This is a genomic window from Pseudomonas alkylphenolica (assembly GCF_004025535.1).
Taxonomy (GTDB): domain Bacteria; phylum Pseudomonadota; class Gammaproteobacteria; order Pseudomonadales; family Pseudomonadaceae; genus Aquipseudomonas; species Aquipseudomonas alkylphenolica_A.
The window spans coordinates 12,433-39,187 of record NZ_QJRG01000038.1; the positions used below are offsets into that span (position 1 = coordinate 12,433).

The 26,755-nt window shown below is 60.8% G+C and carries 21 protein-coding genes; 17 read left to right on the forward strand and 4 right to left on the reverse strand.

The genetic code is table 11. The annotated features are described in order from the left end of the window. The first annotated feature begins 95 nt into the window (after nucleotides 1–95). Both DM813_RS08520 and DM813_RS08525 read left to right on the forward strand, forming a co-directional pair. Entirely contained in the window at nucleotides 96–368 is a 273-nt protein-coding gene (locus DM813_RS08520; RefSeq protein WP_128322987.1) for a TfoX/Sxy family protein, read from the forward strand. A gap of 288 nt (nucleotides 369–656) precedes the next feature. Continuing rightward, entirely contained in the window at nucleotides 657–974 is a 318-nt protein-coding gene (locus tag DM813_RS08525; RefSeq protein WP_128322988.1) for a Rieske (2Fe-2S) protein, read from the forward strand. On the opposite strand, the gene sfsA is transcribed toward DM813_RS08525, so the two are convergent. Then, nucleotides 964–1,677: a DNA/RNA nuclease SfsA gene (sfsA, locus tag DM813_RS08530; protein WP_128322989.1), complete on the reverse strand. Its 714-nt coding sequence runs from the start codon at nucleotides 1,675–1,677 to the stop codon at nucleotides 964–966. The two genes, DM813_RS08525 and sfsA, sit on opposite strands and share 11 nt — an antisense overlap. After that, nucleotides 1,677–2,849 (reverse strand): pyridoxal phosphate-dependent aminotransferase, encoded by a 1,173-nt coding sequence (locus tag DM813_RS08535; RefSeq protein ID WP_128322990.1) that lies wholly within the window; start codon nucleotides 2,847–2,849, stop codon nucleotides 1,677–1,679. The genes sfsA and DM813_RS08535 overlap by 1 nt, the downstream gene beginning before the upstream one ends. A gap of 211 nt (nucleotides 2,850–3,060) precedes the next feature. Between DM813_RS08535 and dksA the strand changes: the two genes are divergently transcribed. The 15 genes from dksA to DM813_RS08610 all read left to right on the forward strand — a co-directional run bounded on the left by dksA (nucleotide 3,061) and on the right by DM813_RS08610 (nucleotide 23,830). Beyond that, nucleotides 3,061–3,507 (forward strand): RNA polymerase-binding protein DksA, encoded by a 447-nt coding sequence (gene dksA / locus DM813_RS08540; RefSeq protein WP_128322991.1) that lies wholly within the window; start codon nucleotides 3,061–3,063, stop codon nucleotides 3,505–3,507. Nucleotides 3,508–3,580: 73 nt separating this feature from the next. Beyond that, nucleotides 3,581–4,468: a tRNA glutamyl-Q(34) synthetase GluQRS gene (gene gluQRS / locus DM813_RS08545; protein WP_128322992.1), complete on the forward strand. Its 888-nt coding sequence runs from the start codon at nucleotides 3,581–3,583 to the stop codon at nucleotides 4,466–4,468. Nucleotides 4,469–4,618: 150 nt separating this feature from the next. Then, nucleotides 4,619–4,795: a hypothetical protein gene (locus DM813_RS08550; RefSeq protein WP_003250005.1), complete on the forward strand. Its 177-nt coding sequence runs from the start codon at nucleotides 4,619–4,621 to the stop codon at nucleotides 4,793–4,795. Continuing rightward, complete coding sequence (locus tag DM813_RS08555) at nucleotides 4,779–7,733, forward strand: sensor histidine kinase (protein WP_164897219.1); 2,955 nt, start codon at nucleotides 4,779–4,781, stop codon at nucleotides 7,731–7,733. The genes DM813_RS08550 and DM813_RS08555 overlap by 17 nt, the downstream gene beginning before the upstream one ends. 22 nt (nucleotides 7,734–7,755) lie before the next feature. Then, entirely contained in the window at nucleotides 7,756–9,195 is a 1,440-nt protein-coding gene (locus DM813_RS08560; protein ID WP_128322994.1) for a sigma-54-dependent transcriptional regulator, read from the forward strand. Between the two features lie 702 nt (nucleotides 9,196–9,897). Next, nucleotides 9,898–11,286 carry a polynucleotide adenylyltransferase PcnB gene (locus tag DM813_RS08565; RefSeq protein ID WP_164897220.1) on the forward strand — a complete coding sequence of 463 codons (1,389 nt, stop codon included), beginning with the start codon at nucleotides 9,898–9,900 and terminating at the stop codon, nucleotides 11,284–11,286. 3 nt (nucleotides 11,287–11,289) lie between these two features. Then, complete coding sequence (gene folK, locus DM813_RS08570) at nucleotides 11,290–11,766, forward strand: 2-amino-4-hydroxy-6-hydroxymethyldihydropteridine diphosphokinase (protein ID WP_128322996.1); 477 nt, start codon at nucleotides 11,290–11,292, stop codon at nucleotides 11,764–11,766. Between the two features lie 252 nt (nucleotides 11,767–12,018). After that, a complete protein-coding gene (gene panB, locus DM813_RS08575) occupies nucleotides 12,019–12,819 on the forward strand; it encodes a 3-methyl-2-oxobutanoate hydroxymethyltransferase (RefSeq protein ID WP_128322997.1) in 801 nt (266 codons plus the stop codon). After that, the gene (gene panC, locus DM813_RS08580) at nucleotides 12,816–13,673 is read left to right on the forward strand and encodes a pantoate--beta-alanine ligase (protein ID WP_128322998.1); all 858 of its coding nucleotides are present in this window, start codon (nucleotides 12,816–12,818) and stop codon (nucleotides 13,671–13,673) included. Before panB ends, panC begins: the two co-directional genes overlap by 4 nt. A 139-nt stretch (nucleotides 13,674–13,812) precedes the next feature. After that, nucleotides 13,813–15,477 carry a glucose-6-phosphate isomerase gene (pgi, locus tag DM813_RS08585; protein WP_128322999.1) on the forward strand — a complete coding sequence of 555 codons (1,665 nt, stop codon included), beginning with the start codon at nucleotides 13,813–13,815 and terminating at the stop codon, nucleotides 15,475–15,477. 90 nt (nucleotides 15,478–15,567) lie between these two features. Beyond that, nucleotides 15,568–17,502, forward strand: coding sequence for an acetate--CoA ligase (gene acs, locus DM813_RS08590; RefSeq protein WP_128323000.1), 1,935 nt, complete (start codon nucleotides 15,568–15,570; stop codon nucleotides 17,500–17,502). Nucleotides 17,503–17,541: 39 nt separating this feature from the next. Then, nucleotides 17,542–18,411 (forward strand): oxygenase MpaB family protein, encoded by an 870-nt coding sequence (locus DM813_RS08595; RefSeq protein ID WP_128323001.1) that lies wholly within the window; start codon nucleotides 17,542–17,544, stop codon nucleotides 18,409–18,411. A 110-nt stretch (nucleotides 18,412–18,521) separates the two neighbouring features. Then, nucleotides 18,522–19,700 carry an acetyl-CoA C-acetyltransferase gene (locus DM813_RS08600; protein ID WP_128323002.1) on the forward strand — a complete coding sequence of 393 codons (1,179 nt, stop codon included), beginning with the start codon at nucleotides 18,522–18,524 and terminating at the stop codon, nucleotides 19,698–19,700. A 79-nt stretch (nucleotides 19,701–19,779) separates the two neighbouring features. Further along, entirely contained in the window at nucleotides 19,780–20,796 is a 1,017-nt protein-coding gene (locus tag DM813_RS08605) for a class I SAM-dependent rRNA methyltransferase (protein ID WP_128323003.1), read from the forward strand. A 91-nt stretch (nucleotides 20,797–20,887) separates the two neighbouring features. Continuing rightward, nucleotides 20,888–23,830 (forward strand): DUF748 domain-containing protein, encoded by a 2,943-nt coding sequence (locus DM813_RS08610; RefSeq protein ID WP_128323004.1) that lies wholly within the window; start codon nucleotides 20,888–20,890, stop codon nucleotides 23,828–23,830. Between the two features lie 73 nt (nucleotides 23,831–23,903). Here the strand turns inward: DM813_RS08610 and DM813_RS08615 are convergent, their stop codons facing one another. Both DM813_RS08615 and pnp read right to left on the reverse strand, forming a co-directional pair. After that, the gene (locus DM813_RS08615; RefSeq protein WP_128323005.1) at nucleotides 23,904–24,254 is read right to left on the reverse strand and encodes a BON domain-containing protein; all 351 of its coding nucleotides are present in this window, start codon (nucleotides 24,252–24,254) and stop codon (nucleotides 23,904–23,906) included. Nucleotides 24,255–24,513: 259 nt separating this feature from the next. Then, complete coding sequence (gene pnp, locus DM813_RS08620; protein WP_128323006.1) at nucleotides 24,514–26,619, reverse strand: polyribonucleotide nucleotidyltransferase; 2,106 nt, start codon at nucleotides 26,617–26,619, stop codon at nucleotides 24,514–24,516. Nucleotides 26,620–26,755: the final 136 nt, after the last annotated feature.

Sequence of the window (26,755 nt, forward strand, 5' to 3'; positions counted from 1 at the left end):
CAAAAAGCCGCGTATTTTCCAAGTGCCGCTACACTGCTCATTGACCTGCCAGCGATACCTTCACAAGACCCGTTCAGCCGTCGCAAGGAGGCTTGATGAACGATGAACTTCAGCATCTGAAAAACCTTGGCAAGACCTCCGCGCAGTGGCTGCATGCGGTAGGCATCCACAGCGCTTCGGATCTACGCCGCCTTGGCGCGGTGAATGCCTACCAGGCGGTGCGTACCCGGGGGTTTCGGGCTTCCAAGGTGCTGCTGTACGCCATCGAAGGCGCGTTGCTGGATATGCACTGGAACGATATTCCGCCTGAACGCAAAGAAGCCCTCAATCAACAACTGGATGCCAAGACCCTGAGAAAAAATAATTGAAAATAACGAGTCAAGACAATTGACATCGTAATGAGAATCGTTATGATTATCACAACTGGTCGCGAGATCGGTTGGGTAAGATGAAGGCCCCTGGTTCGGACTTTCAGATTATCTCCTCATCAGGCTAATCACGGTTATTGACCCGGCTTTTTGCCGGGTCTTTTTTTGCCCGGATTTTTCGCGTCTGCCGAGGGTCCGGATGTTACTGAGGCTACTTGGGTGGATAACCCTCGAAGCACCGGGTATAAAGCGTCCGTTGCGCTCCGTTCAAGCAGGCACCCCAAGACCATGCAATTTCTCTGTTCACCCGACGAACTGGCTGAAGGCCGCAGTCGCGGTTTTACCGTCGACGACACTTCGGTGTTTGCCGTGCGCCGTGCCGGGCAGGTCTACCTGTATCGCAATCGCTGCCCCCACCGCGGTATTGCGCTGAACTGGGAACCTGACCAATTTCTCGACAGCAGCGCCAGCCTGATTGCCTGCAGTCTGCATGGCGCGCTGTTTCTGATCGAATCCGGCGAGTGCGTGGCTGGCCCCTGCGAAGGTGAGCAATTGATTGCCCTGGGCTGCCTGGAAGACAGCCAGGGTATCTGGCTCACGGAGTGAGCAGCACCGGTAAGGCACGGTCGATGATCACCTCTTCAGCATCGATACGCGTACCGTAGGCCAACACTTCCACCCCGTCAGCCACTGCTGCGCGCAACGCCGCGGCATAGGCGGCATCGATCTCCTGTGCCGGGCGCACCGCATCAATTCCGCTCAAGTTCACACAGTACAGCTGCACCGCGCGCACCCCCTGACGGGCAAGCGCAGCCAGCTCACGCAGGTGCTTGGCCCCGCGCTGGGTCACGGCATCAGGAAACGCCGCTACCGTCGAACCGGGGAAGCCCAGGGTCACACTCTTGACCTCGACATAGGCCGGTCCCTGATCGAAATCCAGACGAAAATCGATGCGGCTGCGCTCTTCACCATAAGGCACTTCACGCTTTAACCCGGTAAACCCGGCCAACTCGGCTATGCGCCCGGCCAGCAGGGCCTCCTCGACCAGCGCGTTGGCCCGCCCGGTATTCACGCAAGCCAGCCGCCCTTGCGGGGTTTCGCTGATTTCCCAGGTGCCGGGCAATTTGCGTTTAGGGTCGTTGGAGCGACTGAACCAGACCTGCCCGCCTTCCACCATACAATTGAGCATGGAACCGGTATTGGGGCAGTGGATGGTGATCTGCTCGCCATTGGCCAGTTCGATGTCCGCGAGGAAACGCTTGTAGCGACGCAGCAAACGCCCACATTCAAGTTCGGGAGAAAATCGCATCAGCCTTGCCAGCTCCGCAAACCCCGGGCAATGCGTTCAACCGCTTGCTCCAGACGCGGCAGGCTCTGCGTGTAGGCAAAGCGCACGTGGTGGCCAGCCTGGTAGCGGCCAAAGTCCAGACCCGGGGTGAAGGCAACATGCTCGGTTTCAAGAAAGTGCTGGCAAAACCCAAAGGCGTCACCGCCAAAGGCGCTGATATCGGCGTACAGATAGAACGCACCTTGCGGCTCCACGGCAATGCGGAAGCCCAGCTCACGCAAGGCAGGCAACAGGAAGTCGCGGCGCCGGCCAAATTCGGCGCGGCGCTCTTCGAGGATGGCCAGGGTCTGCGGTTCGAAGCAAGCCAGTGCGGCCTGCTGCGCCATGCTCGGGGCACTGATGTAGAGGTTCTGGGCCAGTTTCTCCAGATCCCCGACGGCGGCCGGCGGCGCCACCAGCCAGCCGAGCCGCCAGCCGGTCATGCCGAAATACTTGGAAAAACTATTCAGCACAAACGCGTGATCATCGACTTCCAGCACGCTGGCGGCGTCCATGCCGTAGGTCAGCCCGTGGTAAATCTCATCGACCACCAGATGGCCATTGTGAGCACGGGTAGCGGCAGACAGGCTAGCCAGTTCGGTACGGTCAAGCACGGTACCGGTTGGATTCGCCGGGGAGGCGACCAGGACACCGACCGTATCCTGATCCCAGTAGCGCTCGACCAGGTCTGCCGTGAGCTGGTAGTTGACCTCAGGGCCCACCGGCACCAGCTGCGCGCCACCTTCGACCAAGCGCAGGAAATGACGGTTGCACGGGTAGCCAGGATCGGCCAGCAACCAGTGTTTGCCCGGGTCGACCAGCAAGCTGCTGGCCAACAACAAGGCACCTGAGCCACCCGGGGTGATGAGGATGCGCTGCGGGTCGATATTCAGCCCGTAACGCTGCTGGTAAAAGCCGGAAATGGCTTCGCGCAGCGCAGGCAAACCGCGCGCTGCAGTGTAGCGGGTATGCCCGGCAGCCAGGGCAGCCTGGCCCGCTTCTACAATCGGCGCGGCGGTGGTGAAGTCCGGCTCGCCGATCTCCAGGTGGATCACATCGTGACCGCTGGCCTGCAACTCGTTGGCGCGCGCCAGCAGGGCCATAACGTGGAAGGGTTCTATGGCGCGGCTGCGCGCACTGTAGGACTGGGCCATCAGCCTTCTCTCAAATGGGTCTAGAATAATGATTCTACCCATGTGCCGAGACGAACGTGTGGCTAAACCCGCTGTCTACTACGAAGGCAACCGGGAGTAGCGCGCCCCGATTCGATCTGGTAAGTTCGGCGGCTCGCAGTCGCAGGGCCGGCGGGCGCCGGAGATGGAGCAGCCTGCGCAATGGATTACAAGAGTGAGAGGCGGTCTATACATGTCCACCCTAGAAAAGCAGAAAGCCAGTCAGACCATGTACGGCGTCGAGCCCTATAAGGAAACCAAGGGTGAAGAGTACATGGGCGAGCCCATGAGCAAGCACTTCATCAAGCTTCTCGGGGCATGGAAGCAAGAGCTGATGACCAGTGTGGACCGGACTGTGGACCACATGAAGGACGAAGCGGCCAATTTCCCTGACCCAGCCGATCGCGCCAGCCAGGAAGAAGAGTTTGCCCTGGAGCTGCGCAACCGCGATCGCGAGCGCAAGCTGATCAAGAAGATCGACAAGACCCTGCAGAAGATTCAGGACAAAGAGTACGGCTGGTGCGACGCCTGTGGCGTAGAAATCGGCCTGCGACGTCTTGAAGCCCGTCCAACCGCTGACCTGTGCTTCGATTGCAAGGAACTGGCGGAGAAAAAGGAAAAAACCGTCGGCAAAGGCTGATAGCTGACCGACCTGAACGGGGCGCCATGGGCGCCCCGTTTCATTTGTGCACCACTGACTTTTCGGCGTTGTCATGAATCACACCAGCTATGTCGGGCGCTTCGCCCCCACCCCCAGCGGCTTCCTGCATTTCGGCTCGCTGGTCGCCGCCCTCGCCTCCTGGCTCGACGCACGGGCAGCGGGCGGCCGTTGGTTGCTGCGCATGGAAGATATCGACCCGCCGCGCGAAGCCCCCGGCGCCCAGGCCGCCATCCTGCAGACGCTGGAAAGCTATGGCCTGGTTTGGGACGGCGAGGTGACCTACCAGAGCCAACGCCACGATGCCTACGCCGAAGTCGTCCAGCGCCTGTTCTCCATGGGGCTGGCTTACGCCTGTACCTGCTCGCGCAAACAGCTGGAAGGCTATAACGGCATTTACCCTGGCCTTTGCCGCAACGCCGGGCATGCCCAGCACGATGCTGCCATTCGCCTGCGCGTCCCGGAATTGATCTACCGCTTCGAAGACAGGGTACAGGGCCCCTTCGAGCAACACCTGGGCCGCGAGGTCGGTGATTTCGTCATTCGCCGGCGCGACGGTCTTTATGCCTATCAACTGGCCGTCGTACTGGATGATGCCTGGCAAGGCGTGACCGACATCGTGCGGGGCGCCGACCTGCTCGACAACACTCCGCGCCAGCTGTACCTGCAGGAGTTGCTGGGCCTGTCGCAACCACGCTACCTGCATGTGCCATTGATAACCCAGCCCGACGGCCACAAACTGGGCAAAAGTTACCGTTCCGCGCCGCTGCCGCCCGAACAGGCCACGCCGCTGATCCTGCGTGCCCTGCGCGCGCTGGGGCAGGTCACCGACCCGGCGATGGTCCAGGCACGCCCGGAGGAAGTACTGGCTCATGCTGCGCGACAATGGACAAGCAGCGCCATTGCGCGCTGCCATACGTTGCCCGAAGCACAATTGCACTGATCGGCCTGCGCAAAGAAAGCTCAATAAATTCAAATCTTTGGGCAAATCGCGCGAGGCCGCTTGCAGTCGTCAACCCATCCGTTACCATCGCCGCAGCCATTTGCGCCAATAATAAGTCCAAGCCGCAGCGCCCTAACCTTTGAGGCCAGCATGTATATCTATCGTTTGGTCCTGCTTCTGGTCGTGGGGATCTATCTGTTCTCCCCGGCCATCATGGACTGGTGGATCGAGCCCACCGGAGCCTGGTATCGCCCTTACCTGCTCTGGCTGATCCTGATCGTCGTGACCTTTATCCTGCAGAGCCAACGTGATGCCGATGAGCTTTAGCCTGACCCAGATGATCCTGATCAGCGCCGCCTACCTGCTGGTGCTGTTTGGCGTGGCCTGGATCAGTGAACGCGGCATGATCCCGCGCTCGATCATTCGCCACCCCCTGACCTACACCCTGTCACTGGGTGTCTACGCCAGTGCCTGGGCGTTCTACGGCTCGGTCGGCCTGGCCTACCAGTACGGTTACGGCTTCCTGGCCTGTTACCTGGGGGTGTCCGGCGCGTTCCTGCTGGCCCCGGTACTGCTGTACCCGATTCTCAAGATCACCCGCACCTATCAGCTGTCGTCACTCGCCGACCTGATTGCCTTCCGCTTTCGCAGCACCTGGGCCGGTGCACTGACCACGATATTCATGCTCATCGGTGTGTTGCCGCTGCTGGCCTTGCAGATTCAGGCTGTCGCCGACTCCATCAGCATCCTCACCGGCGAACCGGTGAAGGCGCGGGTTGCTCTGGCCTTCTGCGCACTGATTACCCTGTTCACCATCTTTTTCGGCTCGCGGCATATCGCGACCCGGGAGAAACACGAAGGCCTGGTGTTCGCCATTGCCTTTGAATCGGTGATCAAGCTGCTGGCCCTGGGCGGTATTGGCCTGTATGCCCTGTACGGCGTATTCGGCGGCCCGCATCAGCTCGAAGTGTGGCTGCTGCAGAACCAGACTGCCCTGGCCGCGCTGCACACTCCGCTGCAGGAAGGCCCGTGGCGAACGCTGCTGCTGGTGTTCTTCGCCTCGGCCATCGTCATGCCGCACATGTACCACATGGCCTTTACCGAAAACCTCAATCCGCGCTCGCTGGTAAGCGCCAGCTGGGGCCTGCCGCTGTTCCTGCTGCTGATGAGCCTGGCCGTACCGCTGATCCTCTGGGCGGGCCTGAAGATGGGCGCCAGCACCAGCCCCGAGTACTTCACTCTGGGCCTGGGGATCGCGGCCAACAACCAGGCCCTGGCACTGCTCGCCTATGTCGGCGGGTTGTCGGCCTCCAGTGGCCTGATCATAGTCACCACACTGGCACTCTCCGGCATGGCCCTCAACCATCTGGTGCTGCCGCTGTACCAACCACCGGCCGAAGGCAACATCTACCGCTGGCTGAAGTGGACCCGCCGGGCGCTGATCGTTGCGATCATCGCCGCCGGCTTCGGCTTCTACCTGACCCTGGGCAGCCAGCAAGACCTGGCCAACCTCGGCATCGTCGCCTTTGTTGCTACCTTGCAGTTCCTGCCGGGCGTGCTCTCGGTGCTTTACTGGCCGACGGCCAATCGCCGCGGCTTCATTGCCGGGTTGCTGGCGGGGATTCTGGTGTGGATGGTGACCATGCTGTTGCCACTGGTGGGCAACCTGCAGGGCTTCTACATCCCGCTGCTGAACATGATCTATGTGCTCGACGACACCAGCTGGCACATGGCGGCGATCGCCTCGCTGGCCGCAAATGTGCTGCTGTTCACCCTGATTTCCCTGTTCACCAACGCCAGCACCGAAGAAGTAAGTGCCGCCGAGGCCTGCGCCGTGGACAACGTCCGCCGCCCACAACGCCGCGAACTGCACGCCGCATCCCCCCAGGAGTTCGCCACGCAACTGGCCAAACCGTTGGGCGCCAAGGCTGCCCAAAAAGAAGTGGAACAGGCCCTGCGTGACCTCTACCTGCCCTTCGACGAGCGTCGCCCCTATGCCTTGCGTCGCTTGCGCGACCGTATCGAAGCCAACCTTTCCGGGTTGATGGGCCCAAGCGTGGCCCAGGACATGGTCGAAACCTTCCTGCCGTACAAATCAGGCAACGAGAATTACGTTACCGAAGACATTCACTTCATCGAAAGCCGCCTGGAAGACTACCACTCGCGCCTGACCGGCCTTGCCGCCGAACTCGACGCGCTGCGCCGCTACCACCGCCAGACGTTGCAGGAGTTGCCGATGGGCGTCTGCTCACTGGCCAAGGATCAGGAGATCCTGATGTGGAACAAGGCCATGGAAGAGCTCACCGGCATTGCGGCCAAGCGCGTGGTCGGCTCACGCCTGACCACCATCAGCGAGCCATGGCGCGGGTTGCTGCTGGGCTTTATCACCGTGCCTGATGAGCACTTGCACAAACAACGCCTGGGCCTGGATGGCCAGACGCGCTGGCTCAACCTGCACAAGGCGGCCATCGACGAGCCATTGGCACCGGGTAACAGTGGCCTGGTGGTACTGGTCGAGGACCTCACCGAAACCCAGGCCCTGGAAGACAAGCTGGTGCACTCCGAGCGCCTGGCCAGTATCGGCCGCCTGGCGGCCGGGGTGGCTCACGAAATCGGCAACCCGGTCACCGGCATCGCCTGCCTCGCCCAGAACCTGCGCGAAGAACGCGAAGACGACGGTGAAATTACCGAGCTGAGCAGCCAGATCCTTGAGCAGACCAAACGCATTTCACGCATTGTCCAGTCGCTGATGAGCTTTGCCCATGCCGGCAGCCATCAGCACAGTGACGAACCGGTGTGCCTGGCTGAAGTCGCCCAGGACGCCATTGGTCTGCTGGCCCTGAACCGGCGCAACTTCGAAGTGCAGTTCTTCAACCTGTGCGACCCCGAGCACTGGGTCGATGGCGACCCGCAACGTCTGGCCCAGGTCTTGATCAACTTGCTCTCCAACGCCCGTGACGCCTCACCGCCCGGCAGCGCCGTGCGGGTCAAGAGCGAAGCGAGCGAGCATACCGTTGACCTGATCGTCGAAGACGAAGGCAGCGGTATTCCGAAAAACATCATGGATCGTCTGTTTGAACCGTTCTTCACAACCAAGGACCCGGGCGAAGGGACCGGACTGGGGCTTGCTCTGGTCTATTCCATCGTGGAAGAGCATTATGGACAAATCACCATCGACAGCCCGGCCGATATACAGAGCCAGCGAGGCACCCGGATCCGTGTGACCCTGCCGCGCCATGTCGTAGCGACGTCCGCTGTGAACTGAGACCGTCGAGAGAATTGAATCAATGCCGCACATTCTGATCGTCGAAGACGAAACCATCATCCGCTCGGCGCTGCGTCGACTGCTCGAACGGAACCAGTACCAGGTCAGCGAGGCCGGCTCGGTACAGGAAGCCCAGGAACGCTTCAGCATTGCCACCTTCGACTTGATTGTCAGCGACCTGCGCCTGCCCGGCGCCCCGGGTACCGAGCTGATCAAGCTCGGACAGGGCACCCCGGTGCTGATCATGACCAGCTACGCCAGCCTGCGCTCTGCTGTTGATTCGATGAAGATGGGCGCAGTGGACTACATCGCCAAGCCTTTCGATCATGATGAAATGCTCCAGGCGGTAGCGCGCATCCTGCGTGATCGCCAGAACGCTCCGGCAGTACCTGCCGAAGCACGCGGCAATGGCAGGACTGGCAGCGCGGAAAAAGGCAGCCACACTGCCGCCAATGGCGAAATCGGCATCATCGGTTCCTGCCCGCCGATGCAGGACCTGTACAGCAAGATCCGCAAAGTCGCGCCTACAGATTCCAATGTGCTGATCCAGGGTGAGTCGGGGACCGGCAAGGAACTGGTGGCTCGCGCCCTGCACAACCTTTCGCGCCGTGCCAAGGCACCGATGATCTCGGTGAACTGTGCGGCCATTCCGGAAACCCTGATCGAGTCGGAGCTGTTCGGCCACGAAAAAGGTGCATTCACCGGCGCCAGCGCGGGTCGTGCGGGCCTGGTCGAAGCGGCTGACGGCGGTACGTTGTTCCTTGACGAGATTGGCGAACTGCCGCTCGAAGCCCAGGCGCGCCTGTTGCGGGTACTCCAGGAAGGCGAGATCCGCCGTGTCGGTTCGGTGCAATCGCAAAAGGTCGACGTGCGCCTGATCGCGGCCACCCACCGTGACCTGAAGAACCTGGCAAAAGTCGGCCAGTTCCGCGAAGACCTTTATTACCGCCTGCACGTGATTGCACTCAAGTTGCCGGCCCTGCGCGAACGCGGTGCTGACGTCAACGAGATCGCCAATGCCTTCCTGGCCCGACAAAGCGCCCGTATCGGCCGTAACGACCTGCGCTTCGGCCATGATGCCGAACAAGCCATCCGTCATTATTCCTGGCCCGGTAACGTCCGCGAACTGGAAAACGCCGTGGAGCGCGCCGTTATTCTGTGCGAGAGCCCGGAAATTTCCGCCGACCTGCTGGGTATCGATATCGAACTCAGCGACCTCGACGACGACGAGCCGTTCGCCAGCCTGCCAGGCAACGGCAGCTCGGCCAGCACCACCAGCCATGAGCCGACCGAAGACCTGTCGCTTGAAGACTACTTCCAGCACTTTGTACTCGAGCATCAGGACCACATGACCGAGACCGAACTGGCACGCAAACTGGGCGTCAGCCGCAAGTGCCTGTGGGAACGTCGTCAACGCCTGGGCATCCCGCGGCGCAAGAGCGGTGCCACCAGCGACAGCTGATACCTTTCAGCCATGTGTGCGGAGAAATGCGGTAACAGAACGAAATGTGAAAAAACTGTTACCTCGCCACAATCTCGTAACAAAAGCCGGGGCTTACGGTAACGAAACCCCGGCTTTTTTTTGCCCACCCAGGCCTGCAAAATCGCTCCAACCCCTTGTTTTACTGGGGTTTGCAAAAGTTGGCACGGCACCTGCTATATGTTTGGTACAAGAACAATAACAAGCACTGCAAAAGACAATAAAAATAAGACGAATCGGCTCACGCACAATAAGAACAAGACGGCGGAGGCGCAGCTAACTGATTCTTTTGGAGAGGAGTTGTTTTTGGGGCTTGCCCCACAACCAGGCAGAGAACAATAAAAACTGCACTCAAGCAGGGCCTGAACTGGTTGGATCACACGATCATTGCAACCTCAGCGACCAAAGCAATCCGTTTGCTCTTGAATCCCGGTTAGGGAGATCGTCCACAAGCTTTGCGTTTTGTGGATAGGGCACTCAACAAAAACAAGAAGCCCGGCAAAAAAACAATAAGAGCACGCAACTACTTCTTGGGGAGCTTCGGCTCCCCTTGTAGTTTCTCCCCCCTCGCATCACCCCGCTTTGCTACCGCCTACACCATCCCCCCAGTAAATGCTAGAATCCACGCCCATCATGCGGCCATTCTTCGTTTTTGGCCGAACATTCCTTCAAACAGTGCATCCCATGCTGAAGAAGCTGTTCCAGTCGTTCCGTCCTCCCGTACGTGGTCCGCACCACAAGCGCACCACGCCTGAAGTGATCAATAGCGGTCAACATTCGCTGCAACGTGGCCAGTTCAGTCGTCATGCGGTGAGCATCGTTGAGCGCCTGCAAAATGCTGGCTACCAGGCCTACCTGGTCGGCGGCTGCGTCCGCGACCAGCTCCTGGGCATCACGCCCAAGGACTTTGACGTCGCCACCAGCGCCACCCCCGAACAAGTTCGTGCCGAATTCCGTAATGCGCGCATCATCGGCCGCCGCTTCAAACTGGTTCACATCCATTTCGGCCGTGAAATCATTGAAGTCGCCACCTTCCGCGCCAACCACCCGGAAAGCGAAGCCGAAGACAGCCACACCTCGTCGCGTAACGAGAGTGGGCGAATTCTGCGCGACAACGTCTATGGCACCCTGGAAGAAGACGCGCAACGCCGCGACTTCACCATCAACGCCCTGTACTACGACCCGGTCAGCGAGCGCATCCTCGATTACGCCAATGGCGTACACGACATCCGCAATCGTTTGATCCGCCTTATCGGCGACCCGACCCAGCGCTACCAGGAAGACCCGGTACGCATGCTGCGTGCCGTGCGTTTCGCTGCCAAGCTCAATTTCGGTATCGAGAAGCACACCGTGCAGCCGATCCGCGACCTGGCGCCGATGCTGCGCGAGATCCCGGCCGCCCGCCTGTTCGAAGAGTCCCTCAAGCTGTTCCTCTCCGGGCATGCTGCCGACACTTTCGAAATGCTGGTCGACCTGCAGTTGTTCGACCCACTGTTCCCGGCCAGTGCCGAGGCGTTGGAAGAACACCCGACCTACACCCACACCCTGATCAGCCAGGCCTTGATCAACACCGACCTGCGCATCAAGCAGGGCAAACCGGTAACCCCGGCCTTCCTGTTTGCCGCCATGTTGTGGCCTGCCTTGCCTGGGCGCGCGCTGCGCCTGCAGAGTCGTGGCATGCCACCGATTCCGGCGATGAACGAGGCCGCCCACGAGCTGATCAGCGAGCAATGCCAACGCATCGCGATTCCCAAGCGCTTCACCCTGCCAATCCGCGAGATCTGGGACATGCAGGAGCGCCTGCCACGTCGCAGCGGCAAGCGTGCTGACCTGCTGCTCGATAACCCGCGCTTCCGTGCCGGCTACGACTTCCTGCTGCTGCGTGAAAGCGCTGGCGAAGAAACCGACGGCCTCGGCCAATGGTGGACTGACTACCAGGACAGCAACGACAGCGAGCGTCGCGACATGATCCGCGATCTGGGTAGCCGCGACGAAGGTGCAGGTAGCGCGCCGCGCAAACGCAAGCGCAGCCCGAGCAAGCGCAAACGCGCTGACGGCGGCGCGGGCGAGTAACGCATGGAGCGCGTCTATATCGGCCTGGGCAGCAACCTGGATGAACCGCAGTCGCAGTTGCGCAGCGCACTCGACGCCCTGCGCCAGCTGCCCGAAACCCAGGTGACAGCGGTTTCTGCGTTCTATGGCAGCGAGTCGCTTTCACCGGGCCAGCCGCGGTACACCAATGCCGTTGCCGCGCTGGAAACCGGCCTTGCGCCCTTGGCACTGCTCGACAGCCTGCAGGCCATCGAAGCCGCCCAGGGCCGCGAACGCAAAGAACGCTGGGGCCCGCGCACCCTGGACCTGGATATCCTGTTGTACGGCGACCAGGTAATCGATGTGCCGCGCCTGAAAGTGCCGCACTACCACATGCAGGCGCGCCCCTTCGTTCTCTACCCCTTGGCCGAACTGGTGCCGGAAAGTTTCGTACTGGCCGACCAGCGCCCCCTTGCCAAGCTGCTGGCAGATTGCCCGTTCGTCGGCTTGGAGCGCCTGTAACCGGGCGTTCCCCCACAGGGTAACGCCCGTAACAGCGCTTTCGTAACATTGCGGTAACAGGGTAATTGACTTCAGCCCCCACCCTCACGACTATAGGCGTCCCAAGGCGCCCGCGCGCCACAAGAAGGCGTAAATAGGCCTGGAACGGTCGTAACACTCAAACACCACGATCGATGATGTGCTGTTCCAGTAGATGAATACACGCGTTGTACGCAGTCGTTTTTCACAGCGCCTGAATGAGGATTCTTTTTCATGCCAGAAGTAACCCTGACCACCCTTCAGAGCCTCAAGGCCAAGGGTGAGAAAATAACCATGTTGACCTGCTATGACGCCACTTTCGCCCAGGCCGCAAGCCGTGCTGGCGTTGAAGTGCTGCTGGTAGGTGACTCCCTGGGCATGGTTCTGCAAGGCCATGACAGTACCCTGCCCGTCACCACCGCCGAAATGGCGTACCACACTGCCTGCGTCAAGCGGGGCAATGAAGGCGCGCTGATTCTCGCCGACCTGCCGTTCATGGCCTGTGCGACCACCGAGCAGGCGTTCGCCAACAGCGGCGCCCTGATGCAGGCTGGCGCGCACATGGTCAAGGTCGAGGGTGCTGCCTGGCTCGCCGAAACCATCCGCCTCCTGGCCGAGCGCGGCGTCCCGGTTTGCGCCCATATGGGCCTGACCCCGCAGACTGTGAATATCCTCGGTGGCTACAAGGTTCAGGGTCGTCAGGAAAACCAGGCCCGGCAGATGCGCGCCGATGCCATTGCCCTGGAACAGGCGGGCGCGGCGATGCTGCTGCTCGAATGCGTTCCCAGCGAGCTCGCGGCAGAAATCACCCACGCGGTGAGCATTCCGGTCATTGGTATCGGTGCCGGCAGTGCTACCGATGGTCAGGTGCTGGTAATGCACGACATGCTGGGTTTGTCGCTGACCGGGCGCGTACCAAAATTCGTGAAAAACTTCATGACCGGCCAGAGTGACATCCAGGGTGCACTCAAGGCTTACGTCACCGCCGTCAAGGACGTCAGCTTCCCAGGTAGCGAACACGGGTTCAGTGCATGAATACAGTCAAGACTGTCCGCGAACTGCGCGCCGCTGTAGCGCGGGCACGCAGCGAGGGTAAACGCATCGGTTTCGTTCCGACCATGGGCAACCTGCACAGCGGCCACGCGGCGCTGGTGACCAAGGCGGCGCAACGCGTCGACTTCGTGGTGGCGAGCATCTTCGTCAACCCGTTGCAGTTCGGCCCCAGCGAGGACCTGGATAAATACCCGCGCACCCTCGCCGCCGACCAGGAGAAACTGCTCCAGGCCGGTTGCCACCTGCTTTTCGCACCGACTGTGGAAGAGATGTACCCGGACGGCATGGACGGGCAGACCCGGGTCAGCGTTCCGCAGCTGTCCGAAGGGCTCTGCGGCGCCAGCCGGCCCGGCCATTTCGAAGGGGTGGCCACCGTCGTCAGTAAACTGTTCAACATGGTCCAGCCTGACCTCGCCGTATTTGGCCAGAAGGATTTCCAGCAACTGGCGGTGATCCGTGCGCTGGTTCGTGACCTGAACATGCCGATCCAGATCATTGGCGAGCCGACTGTGCGGGCCGACGATGGCCTGGCGCTGTCGTCGCGCAACGGTTACCTCAACGAGGCCCAGCGCGACACCGCGCCGGCACTCTACCGCGTGCTCAGCGAGATGGCCGAAGCGATCCGCCAGGGCCAGCGCGACTACCCGGCAATGATTGCCCAGGGCCAGACCCAACTGGCTGCTGCCGGTTTTCGACCGGACTACCTGGAAATCCGCCACGCCCTGACCCTGCGCCCCGCCGCTGCTGAAGATCGTGACGTGGTGATCCTGGCTGCCGCTGTCCTGGGCGCCACGCGCCTGATCGACAACCTGCACCTGAATCTCGACGACAAGTAACACCCTCCCCTTCCTGCTCTGTAGGCCTCCTGCCTACTCCCTGTAAAGCAGGCTGCATGCCTATAATTGGCATCAGCCTGCTAACAGGACGTTTTTTCCAGTGTCCAAGGCAGTTCACGCAATAAGGAAACCTGCAGCGATGGCGTATTACCGCACCCCTCACGACGTTACGACCCTGCCAGCCTGGCAGGCTCTCCAGCAACACCGCGATGCCATGCAGGGCTTCAGCATGCGCGAGGCGTTCGCGGCTGACCCCAAGCGTTTTGACCAGTTTTCCCTGAGCACCTGCGGTCTGTTCCTCGACTACTCGAAGAACCTGATCAACAGCCAGACCCGCGAACTGCTGGTCAAACTGGCCAACGAAGTTGATTTGCAAGAAGCGATCAAGTCGCTGTTCGCCGGCGAGATTCTCAACGCCTCCGAAGGCCGCCCTGCCCTGCACACGGCGCTGCGCCGCCCGGTAGGCGACAAACTGGCCGTCAATGGCGTGAACGTGATGCCCGAGGTGCACAAAGTCCTCAACCAGGTCACCGAACTGGTCGGCCGCATTCATGACGGCCTGTGGCGCGGTTACAGCGAAAAGCCGATTACCGACGTCGTCAACATCGGAATTGGTGGCTCGTTCCTCGGCCCGGAGCTGGTATCCGAGGCCTTGCTGCCCTACGCCCAACGCGGTGTGCGCTGCCATTACCTGGCCAATATCGACGGCAGTGAGTTCCATGAGCTGTCGGCCAAGCTGCGCGCCGAAACCACCCTGTTCATTGTTTCCTCAAAATCCTTCAACACCCTGGAAACCCTGAAAAACGCCCAGGCCGCGCGCGCCTGGTACCTCGCTCAGGGCGGTTCGGAAGCCGAACTGTACAAACACTTCATCGCCGTATCGAGTAACAAGGCCGCAGCGATTGCCTTCGGCATTCGTGAAGAGAATATCTTCCCGATGTGGGACTGGGTCGGCGGTCGCTACTCGCTGTGGTCGGCAATCGGCCTGCCCATCGCGCTGGCCATCGGCACGGCCAACTTCAAAGAACTGCTGTCCGGTGCCTACACCATGGACCAGCATTTCCAGAACGCGCCGTTCGAGCAGAACATGCCCGTGCTGCTGGCGTTGCTGGGGGTCTGGTACGGTAACTTCTGGGGGGCGCAGAGCCATGCGATCCTGCCCTACGATCACTACCTGCGTAACATTACCAAGCACCTGCAACAGCTGGACATGGAATCCAACGGCAAAAGCGTTCGCCAGGACGGTACGCCGGTCAACCACGACACCGGTCCGGTGATCTGGGGTGGCGTTGGCTGCAACGGTCAGCACGCCTACCACCAGTTGCTGCATCAGGGCACGCAGTTGATCCCGGCAGACTTCATCGTCCCGGTGGTCAGCTTCAACCCGGTTGCCGATCATCATCAGTGGCTGTACGCCAACTGCCTGTCGCAAAGCCAGGCACTGATGCTCGGCAAGACCCGTGCCGAGGCCGAGGCCGAGCTGCGCGAAAAAGGCATGGCCGAAGCCGATGTGCAGAAGCTGGCGCCGCACAAGGTGATCCCCGGTAACCGCCCGAGCAACACGCTGGTGGTCGAGCGCATCAGCCCGCGTCGTCTGGGTGCACTGGTGGCGATGTATGAACACAAAGTGTTCGTGCAAAGCGTGGTCTGGGGTATCAATGCCTTCGACCAGTGGGGCGTGGAACTGGGCAAAGAACTCGGCAAGGGTGTTTACCAGCGCCTGGTCGGCGGCATTGAAGACGCCGCTGAAGACGCCTCTACCCAAGGCCTGATCAACTTCTTCCGCAGCCGTCACCGCGGTTGATCCACTGACGCCACCCCGGGCCGAACGAACGCGGCCTGGGGTAGCGGCTACACTGTTCTGACAAAAAAATGCTCAGAACAGGACCCCACCATGTTCGATATCAGCGCCTTTCCCCATGCCGATGCCGTGAGCAAAGCGGCGCAGTTGAGCCAGGCCGATTACCAGCGCCTGTACCGCCAGTCGATTGAAGACCCTGACGCGTTCTGGGCAGAACAGGCCAAGGCTTTGGACTGGATCAAGCCCTGGACCAGCATCCAGCAAAGCGACATGAAGACCGGCCAGGCTAGCTGGTTCAAAGGTGCTCAACTCAACGTCAGCTACAACTGCATCGACCGCCACCTGGCCACGCGAGGCAACCAACCGGCGATCATCAGTGAAGGCGACAACCCTGCCGACTCCAGTGTCATCACCTACCGTGAGCTGTACGGTCACGTCTGCCGCCTGGCCAACGTGCTCAAGCAACGTGGGGTTAAAAAAGGTGACCGGGTGTGCATCTACATGCCCATGGTGCCCGAGGCTGCCTACGCCATGCTCGCCTGCAGCCGCATCGGCGCCATTCATTCAGTGGTGTTCGGCGGCTTTTCCCCCGACGCCCTGCGGGACCGCATCCTCGACGCCGATTGCCGCACGGTCATCACCGCCGATGAGGGCGTTCGCGGCGGCAAGACCGTAGCTCTGAAAAACAACGTCGACAAGGCGCTGCTCAGTTGCCCGAACGTAGGCACCGTGGTGGTGATCAAGCGCACCGATGGCACGATCGACTGGAACGAAGGGCGCGACCTCTGGTATCACGAAGCGGTCAAGCAGGTCGGTGATGACTGCCCGCCCGAGCCAATGGACGCTGAAGACCCGCTGTTCATCCTCTACACCTCCGGCAGCACCGGCAAACCCAAGGGCGTGCTGCACACCACCGCCGGCTACCTGCTGCAGGCCGCACTGACCTTCAAGACCGTGTTCGATTACCGCGAGGGCGAAGTGTTCTGGTGCACCGCCGATGTCGGCTGGGTCACCGGGCACAGCTACATCGTCTACGGCCCCCTGGCCAACGGTGCAATCACGGTGATGTTCGAAGGTGTGCCCAATTACCCCGACACCTCGCGTTTCTGGCAAGTGGTCGACAAACACCAGGTGAACATTTTCTATACCGCCCCCACCGCCCTGCGCGCCTTGATGCGAGAAGGCGAGGGCCCGTTGCAGAGCACTTCGCGCAAGAGTCTGCGGCTGCTGGGCAGCGTCGGCGAGCCGATCAACCCGGAAGCCTGGGAGTGGTATTTCAATGCCGTCGGCGAGCAACGTTGCCCCATCGTTGATACCTGGTGGCAGACCGAAACCGGCGGCATCATGATCAGCCCGCTGGTCAGCACCCGGCGGATAAAACCCGGGTGTGCCACCCAACCGCTGTTTGGCGTACAGCCCGTATTGCTCGATGACAAAGGCAAGCTCATCGAAGGGCCCGGCAGCGGCATGCTGGCGATCAAAGCCAGCTGGCCTGGGCAGATCCGTAGCGTGTATGGCGACCCGCAACGGATGATCGATACCTACTTCAAGCCGCTGCCCGGCTATTACTTCACCGGCGACGGTGCCCGTCGCGATGCCGACGGCGACCTGTGGATAACCGGGCGCATCGATGACGTGATCAACGTTTCCGGGCACCGCATCGGCACCGCCGAAGTCGAAAGCGCGCTGGTGTTGCACGACAGCATCGCCGAAGCGGCTGTAGTCGGGTACCCTCACGATCTCAAGGGGCAAGGCATCTATGCCTTTGTTACGCCAATGAACGGCGTGAACCCGGACGACACCCTCAGGCAGGAACTGTTGGCCCTGGTCAGCAAGGAAATCGGCAGCTTTGCCAAACCTGAGCTGATTCAGTGGGCACCGGCATTACCCAAGACCCGCTCTGGCAAAATCATGCGCCGTATCCTGCGCAAGATCGCCTGCAATGAACTCGACAGCCTCGGTGACACCTCGACGCTGGCCGACCCGAGCGTGGTTCAGGGCCTGATCGATAAACGTTTGAACACATGAACGGCAACCTTTCACGGTTGCCGTGTACGCAAGGTAACCATGGAAGCGATTCGCCGCCGCATCGAAACCCAGGTGATGAGCCTGACCGGCTTGTCCCTGGGACAGCTTGACCTGGAAAACCCCAAAGGCGACCCCGGGCTGTTCGGCCCGGACAGCACCAGCTGGCGGGTACACGGCGACTTCCCGAGCATGCTGATCGGTGGCATCAGTGCCTTGCTCCTGCAACTCCTGCATCCGCTGGCACTGGCTGGCGTCTGGGACCATTCCAACTTTCGACAGGATCTGCTGGGGCGCCTTCGCCGCACCAGCCAGTTCATCTCCGGCACCACCTTTGGCGCCACCCGGGATGCCAACTGGCTGATCGAAAAGGTCCGTGCCATTCATTTGCAAGTGGTCGGCAATGCCGCCGACGGCACTCCCTACGCTGCCAGCGATCCCGACTTGCTGACCTGGGTACACGTGGCCGAGGTCAGCAGCTTTCTGGCGGCCCACCTGCGTTACCGCAACCCGGACCTGGGCGTCGCCGAGCAAGACGCCTACTACGCCGAGATTGCCCTGATTGCCGAACGCCTCGGTGCCCGCGATGTACCGCGTTCACGCCAGCAAATAGCGGATTATCTGCACAGCATGCGCCCACAATTGCGTTGTGATGAACGCAGTCATGAAGTGGTTCAGGTGTTGCTCGATGCGCCTGCCCCCAGCCGTCTTGCGCAACCGGTGGGAAGCCTGATGTTGCGCGCTGGTATCGACTTGCTGCCCGAATGGGCCAGCGACATGCTCAACCTGCAACAACACCCGTTGCAGCGACGCCTGATTCGCCTGGGGATCAACACCACGGCGCCGGTGTTGCGCTGGGCCATGCGCGATGGTTCGGCGCACCGGGCACGGCGGCGCATGGACATCAGCTGAGCACAGGATTGGAAGAGCCTGGCGCATCTATGCCACCATGAGGGCCCATCAAGGCCCACCCGGCCTTCGCCGTTCTGACACTAAATCGAATAAGAGTGAGGACCCGCACCATGCAAGACGTCGTTATCGTTGCCGCCACCCGTACCGCTGTCGGTAGCTATCAGGGCGCACTGGCGGCAATTCCCGCCGTTGACCTGGGCGCTGCCGTGATTCGCCAGCTGCTGTCGCAAACCGGTATCGATGGCGAACTGGTCGATGAAGTCATCCTTGGCCAGGTACTGACCGCCGGTGCCGGTCAGAACCCGGCGCGCCAGGCCGCGATCAAGGCCGGCCTGCCCCACGCCGTACCGGCCATGACCTTGAACAAAGTCTGCGGCTCCGGCCTCAAGGCGCTGCACCTGGCCACCCAGGCCATTCGTTGCGGCGACGCCGAAGTGATCATCGCCGGCGGCCAGGAAAACATGAGCCTGGCCAACTATGTCATGCCGGGCGCGCGCACCGGCTTGCGCATGGGCCATAGCACAGTGATCGACAGCATGATCAGCGACGGCCTGTGGGACGCGTTCAACGACTACCACATGGGTATTACCGCCGAGAACCTGGTCGACAAATACGCCATCAGCCGTGAAGAACAGGACGCCTTCGCCGCCGCCTCGCAGCAAAAAGCAGCTGCCGCCATCGAGGCCGGACGCTTCATCGATGAAATCACCCCGATCCTGATTCCTCAGCGCAAGGGCGACCCGATTGCCTTTGCCACTGACGAACAACCGCGTGCTGGCACCACCGCCGAGTCGCTGAGCAAGCTCAAGCCGGCCTTCAAGAAAGACGGTACCGTTACGGCCGGCAACGCTTCTTCCCTCAACGATGGCGCTGCGGCGGTCCTGCTGATGAGTGCGGCCAAAGCCCAGCAGTTGGGCCTGCCAGTGCTGGCACGGATCAAAGCCTACGCCAACGCCGGTGTAGACCCGGCGATCATGGGGATCGGCCCGGTCAGCGCCACCCGCCGCTGCCTCGACAAGGCCGGCTGGCAACTGGCCGACCTCGACCTGATCGAGGCAAACGAAGCCTTCGCGGCGCAGGCACTGTCGGTGGGCAAGGAGCTGGAATGGGATGCCAGCAAGGTCAATGTCAACGGCGGCGCCATTGCCCTCGGCCACCCGATCGGCGCGTCGGGCTGCCGCGTTCTGGTCACCCTGCTGCACGAAATGATCAAGCGTGACGCCAAGAAGGGCCTGGCCACCTTGTGCATCGGGGGCGGCCAGGGCGTAGCGCTGGCCATCGAGCGCTAGTACCCCGCGGGAGGGGCTGCCATGGCCCCTCCCCCGGCTTGGCTGTTAAACTGCACGTCCGCAAACCAAGGCCACGTGCATGTCCCTCTTGAATCAGGCGCTGCGCGCCGCCCTCGATGCCCGCAAGGGCCTGCTCAACGAACTGCATGCCCAAGGCACCGACTGCTACCGCCTGTTCCACGGCAGCCAGGAAGGCGCCGGTGGTTTGACCATCGATCGTTATGGCCCGCAGTTGCTGGTGCAAAGCTTTCACCAAACCCTGGACGCCGAGTCGCTGCTAATGCTGCATGCCAGCATCGAGGCCGAACTCGGTCTTGAGTTGCTGCTGGTCTACAACGACCGCTCCCAGGGCAACAGCCGCATTGATCGCCGCGACCCGGTGTACACCGCCAGCGAGGCCGCCCTCGCCGACCAGATCGGCCATGAATGGGGTTTGAACTACCGTGTGCGTGGCCGTCACGCGGGCCAGGACCCGCTACTGTTTCTCGACCTGCGCAATGCCCGCGGCTGGGTCAAGCAGCACAGCGCCGGCAAAAGTGTACTTAACCTGTTCGCCTACACCTGTGGCGTTGGCCTGAGTGCCGCTGCAGGCGGCGCTGCCTCCGTATGCAACCTGGACTTCGCCGAAGGCAACCTGGCCGTGGGCAAGGAAAACGGCGCACTCAACCCGACGCTGCAACCGATGGAGTTCATCCAGTCCGATTATTTTCCAGCCATCCGCCAGTTTGCCGGCCTGCCTGTCAGCCAGCGCCGGGGGCACAAGCTGCCGCCCTACCCGCGTCTTGAGCAGCGCCAGTTCGACCTGGTGCTTCTGGATCCGCCGGCGTGGGCCAAGAGTGCCTTCGGCACGGTCGACCTGCTGCGCGACTACCAGAGCCTGCTCAAACCCGCCTTGCTAAGCACGGCCGAGAACGGCGTACTGATCTGTTGTAACAATCTCGCCAAAGTCAGCCTCGACGACTGGCGTGAGCAGGTGCTGCGCTGTGCCGAGAAAATCGGCCGACCGGTACGGGACTGGCAGGTGCTCAAACCCGCCAGCGACTTTCCGTCGCAGGATGGCCAACCGCCCCTGAAAACCTTGATTCTTCAGCTCTAAAGCAAAAAAACGGTAATTTCCGAGGGCGCTTCGGAACCGTTTTTACGTGCCATACTCCAAGCACTTCCGTTTCAGACAGACGACGCCGCACATGCTTAAAGGATTGAGACGCGCCCTCGGCGCCATGTTGGCCGCACTGGCCCTCTACAGCCTTCTTGGTTTTCTGATTCTTCCGGGAGTGGTCCTGCGAATAGCCAACCAGCAATTGGCCAATTACGCCACCGTGCCCGCCCACCTGCAGCGAATCGAACTCAACCCGTTCACCCTGGAGCTGACGCTCTGGGGCCTGCAGATCGGCGAAACCGGCAAGGAGCAGGTCGGCTTCGAGCGTTTGTATGCCAACCTGCAGATCGACAGCCTGTGGACCAAGGCCCTGCACCTTGAGGGCATCGAACTGGACAAGCCGCGTACCGAACTGCTGTTTGCCAAGGATGGCAGCCTCAATCTCACACAACTGTTCAAGCTGCCGCCCAGCGAGCCGACACCACCAGCGCCCGCCAGTGACCCGTTCCCGGTACGCATCGGCAGCATCAAGCTCCATGAGGGTTACCTGCACTTCGAGGACCTGCGTCCCAGCGAACCGATCGAGTTCCTCTACGACTCGATGAACCTGGAGCTGAAGAACCTCAGCACGCTGCCCGACGACAGCAGTGACATGACCCTTGTCGCCGTTGGCCCCTACGGCGGCCGCATCGACTGGAGCGGTTCCTTCAGCGTGGTGCCACTCGCCTCCGAAGGCACCTTGAAGGTCACCGAAGGCAAGATGAAGGCTTTCTGGCCCTACGTGCGCGATGCAGTGCCGCTGGTGCTGGAAGACGGCGTCATCAGCCTGGACACCCACTATTCGTTGAACCTGTCCAAAGACACCGAACTGCTGCTCGACAAAACCTCGATCAGCATCGCGCCGTTTGCCATCAAAGCACCGGATGGTCGCCCGCTGGCGCGCCTGGCCCGACTTGACGTGAGCGAAACCTCGGTCGATCTCGCCAAGCAGCAGGTCACCGTCGGCAAGATCCGTAGCGAGAAGCTGGAAACCTGGGCAACGCTTGAGGCAGACGGCCAGCTCGACTGGCAGAAGCTGTTCGCCAGCCAGCCGGCCAAGCCGTCGGCAAAAGAGAAAGCCGAACCCGCGGCTGCCGAACCCGATAAAGCGCAACAAGCGGAAAAGTCCGAACCCGGGAAGCCCTGGCAGGTACTGCTCAAGGACGTGCAACTTCGCAATTATCAAGTGCACCTGGCGGACCGCTCGCAGAAAGAGCCGGTTGCCCTCGACGTCGGGCCGCTGAACCTTGACCTGCAAAACTTCGACAGCCTCAACCAGTCACCCTTCAACCTCAAGCTCGACACCGGGGTTGGCAAACAAGGCAAGCTGCAAGCCGCCGGCGAGGTCAACCTCGCGCCCGTTACCGCCAAGCTCAAGGTCAGTACCCAGGACATCGACCTGCGTATCGCCCAGGCCTATATCAGCCCGTTCATTCGCCTGGAACTGCGCAGCGGCATGCTTGGCAGCGACCTCAATGTCGACCTCAAGAGTACCGAGCCACTGGCGTTCAGCATCGACGGCAAGGCCCAGGTCAACCAGTTGCATACGCTCGACACCATCAAGGACCGCGACTTCGTCAAATGGCAGCAGTTGAATCTCGATGGCGTGTCCTACCGCCATGGTGATGCCTTGTCCATTGGCAAAGTCACCCTCAAGCAGCCTTACGCGCGCTTCATGATCAACGAAGACCGCACCACTAACGTCGATGACCTGTTGATACCGCAGCCGGCAACTGCGCAATCCAGCACCCCGGCGAAAGCCAAGGCCCCGGCGAGCAGCACCAAGCCACTAGGCATTCGTATTGGCGCTATTGATATCAACGATGGCTCGGCAAACTTCGCCGACTTTAGTCTGACGCCCAACTTCGCCACCGCGATCCAGCAGCTCAATGGCCAGATCGGTACCATCGACAACCGTCAGCCCAAGCCGGCCAAGGTCGATATCAAGGGCAAGGTTGATCGCTATGCGCCCGTAACCATCAAAGGCGCGCTGAACCCCTTCGACCCGATGGCCAGCCTGGATATCGCCACCAGCTTCAAACGCGTCGAGCTGACCACCCTGACGCCTTACTCGGGCAAATTCGCCGGGTTCCGCATCCGCAAGGGCCGACTGAACATCGACCTGCATTACATCATCACCCAGGGCAGGCTCAAGGCCGAGAACAAGGTCGTGGTCGAGCAGTTGCAACTGGGTGAGAAGGTCGATAGCCCGGACGCCGTAGACCTGCCGATTCGCCTGGCGGTGGCCTTGCTCAAAGACACCGAGGGCAAGATCTCCATCGAACTACCGGTTACCGGTGATCTGAACGATCCACAGTTCAGTGTCATGCCGATTGTCTGGCAGACGCTGCGCAATCTCGTGCTGCGTGCTGCCCAGGCACCGTTCAAGTTCATCGGCGGCCTGATCAGCGGCGGCGATGCCCAGGACCTCGGCAGCGTAGCCTTTGCCGCAGGCTCCAGCGACCTCGCAGCGGACGCCCAGGGCGCCCTCGACAAGCTCGCAGCGGCCCTCAAGGAGCGCCCTGCGCTGCGATTGGAGATCGAAGGCACCAGCGCCCAGAGCAGCGACGGACCGTTGATTGCCCAGCAACGTCTGGAGCGTGAATACCAGAGCACCTACTACAAGATGCTCCAGCGTCGCGGCGACAAGGTCCCGGCCCAGGCTTCGGAACTGAAAGTACCCGACAGCGACAAACCGGCGATGCTCGAAGGCATCTACCGTACCCGCATGAAACAGCAGCCACCTGCCGAATGGGAGCAACTGGACCGCGAACAGCGTACCAATCAGTTGCGCGACGCGGTGCTCAAATCCTGGGGTGAAAGCCCGCTGCTGCTACGCCAGCTGGGGCAGGCACGGGCCAGCAGCATCAAGGATTACCTGGTCGACAAGGCGAAGCTGGAAGACGATCGGGTGTACTTCATTGATGCGAGCCTCGGCGAGGCCGAAGCGGATGGACGGGTAATCACGCCACTGCATCTGGATGCCGAGTAACAGCGGCATCTGAGCGTCGTTCGCCCAATAAAAAAGCCCCGGCAACCAGTGCCGGGGCTTTTGTTTTTGCGGGTCAGTCGGTTTTCAGGCCATCAGCCGAAACCGCCTTAACGCCGTCGATTTTCTTGGTGATCATCACTGCCGTATCTTTCTGCGACTTGGTCAGCGCGACGTCGGAAGACAGGGAAACCACGCCTTTGTTGGTTTCTACCTTGATGTCAGTGCCTGGAATACCCTTCTCGGTCACCAGGTCGGATTTGACCTTGGTGGTGATCCAGGTGTCTTTGGTCGCTTCTGTTGCCTTGGTCATTTCACCGGCAGCGACAGTCAGCGGAGCCTGGGAAGGCTGTTGGGCGAACGCCGCGTTAGCCAAGGTCAGGGTCAGGGCGGTGGCAGTAGCGGCAGCAATAGCGAACTTCTTCATACGAGACACTCCTGTTTTTCGAAAAGTCTGCGCCGTAAGTCCTGGCAGCAGGGGTATGGATACCATTGCAGGGCCTGTGCCAGCTTTTGCCTTAAAAAATACCTATATAAATCAATTGCTTACGATAAGCGCTTAATTATGCCATCGTGCAATTTGCAAGCCCCGGCAAAATCCTGCATGCAAGATGCATGTCCACAAGCTAAATCCTGCAGGCATAAAAAAAGGACCCCGTAGGGTCCTTTTCTTCAACACATTCAGCTTAGACGCCGGATGCCTTGGCTGCAGCAACATCTTTGATCGACAGCTTGATACGGCCGCGGTTGTCCACGTCCAGTACCAGTACTTCGACTTCCTGACCTTCTTTGAGGATGTCGGTGACTTTCTCGACGCGAGCATCGCTCAGCATGGAGATGTGTACCAGACCGTCCTTGCCAGGCAGGATGTTTACGAAAGCACCGAAGTCAACGATGCGCTCGACCTTACCGACGTAGATCTTGCCGATCTCGGCTTCTGCAGTGATGCTCAGAACGCGCTGACGAGCAGCTTCAGCAGCGTCTTTGGTCTCACCGAAGATCTTGATCGAGCCGTCGTCTTCGATGTCGATCGAAGCCTTGGTTTCTTCGCAGATGGCACGAATGGTTGCGCCGCCTTTACCGATGACGTCACGGATCTTGTCGGTGTCGATCTTCATGGCGATCATGGTCGGAGCATTTTCCGACAGCTCGCTACGGGACTGACCGATGATCTGGTTCATCTGACCGAGGATGTTCAGGCGCGCTTCCAGGGCTTGGCCCAGAGCGATTTCCATGATTTCTTCGGTGATGCCGTTGATCTTGATGTCCATCTGCAGCGCGGTAACACCCTTGGCGGTACCAGCTACTTTGAAATCCATGTCGCCCAGGTGGTCTTCGTCACCGAGGATGTCGGTCAGGATGGCGAATTTCTCGCCTTCTTTAACCAGACCCATGGCGATACCGGCAACCGGCGCCTTCATCGGTACACCGGCGTCCATCAGCGCCAGGGAAGCACCGCAGACCGAAGCCATGGAGCTGGAACCGTTGGACTCGGTGATTTCCGACACAACACGGATGGTGTACGGGAACACGTCAGCGGCAGGCAGCATGGCCTGAACCGAACGACGGGCCAGACGGCCGTGACCGATTTCGCGACGACCAGCACCGCCCATACGACCACACTCGCCCACCGAGAACGGAGGGAAGTTGTAGTGCAGCATGAAGGGGTCTTTTTTCTCGCCTTCGAGGGTGTCCAGCAGTTGAGCGTCACGGGCAGTACCCAGGGTCGCAACGACCAGGGCCTGGGTTTCGCCACGGGTGAACAGCGCCGAACCGTGAGTTTTTGGCAGCACGCCGACTTCAATGTTCAGCGGACGCACGGTTTTGGTGTCGCGGCCGTCGATACGTGGCTTGCCGTTAACGATGTTTTCGCGAACGGTGCGGTATTCGATTTCGCCGAAGATCTCTTTGACTTCAGCAGCCGACGGCTGGCCTTCTTCACCGGAGAACTTGGCGATCGCCTGATCGCGCAGTTCGCCCAGGCGAGCGTAACGGTCGGCCTTGACGGTGATGGTGTAAGCCTGGGAAACAGCTTCGCCCAGTTCAGCGCGGATGGCGCTCAGCAGGGAAGTGTTTTCGGCCTTGGCAGTCCAGTCCCAGGTAGGCTTGGCAGCTTCGGCGGCCAGCTCTTTGACAGCCTGGATAACAGCCTGGAATTCGTCGTGGGCGAACAGTACAGCGCCCAGCATCTGGTCTTCGGTCAGCTCTTTGGCTTCCGATTCAACCATCAGCACGGCGTCGGAAGTACCGGCAACGACCATGTCCAGGCTCGAAGCAGCCAGTTGCTCGTAAGTCGGGTTCAGCAGGTAGCCGGTGCTTTCGTGGAAAGCAACGCGCGCGGCACCGATCGGGCCTTCGAACGGAATGCCGGAGATTGCCAGAGCGGCCGAGGTACCGATCATCGCAGCGATGTCCGGATCGGTCTTCTTGCTGGTGGAAACGACGGTGCAGACAACCTGCACTTCGTTCATGAAGCCTTCTGGGAACAGCGGACGGATCGGACGGTCGATCAGACGCGAGGTCAGGGTTTCTTTCTCGGAAGGACGGCCTTCACGCTTGAAGAAACCACCAGGGATCTTGCCGGCGGCGTAGGTCTTTTCCTGATAGTGAACGGACAGGGGGAAGAAGCCTTTGCCTGGATCGGCCTGTTTGGCACCGACCACGGTCACCAGTACGGTGACATCGTTGTCGACGGTGACCAATACGGCGCCGGACGCTTGACGAGCAATACGGCCCGTCTCGAGGGTAACGGTCGATTGACCGAACTGGAATTTCTTGATTACCGGGTTCACGGTTTCCTACCTTCTTCAGTGGCTCTGGGGGAACTGGTTCTTGCGAATTCTTGGGCAGCTCAGGGAATCGGCCCTGTTGGCAGTCCAGATAAAACTAGAGGTTGGGAGCCTGCCCTGCCCTTGCGGTAAACCGCTC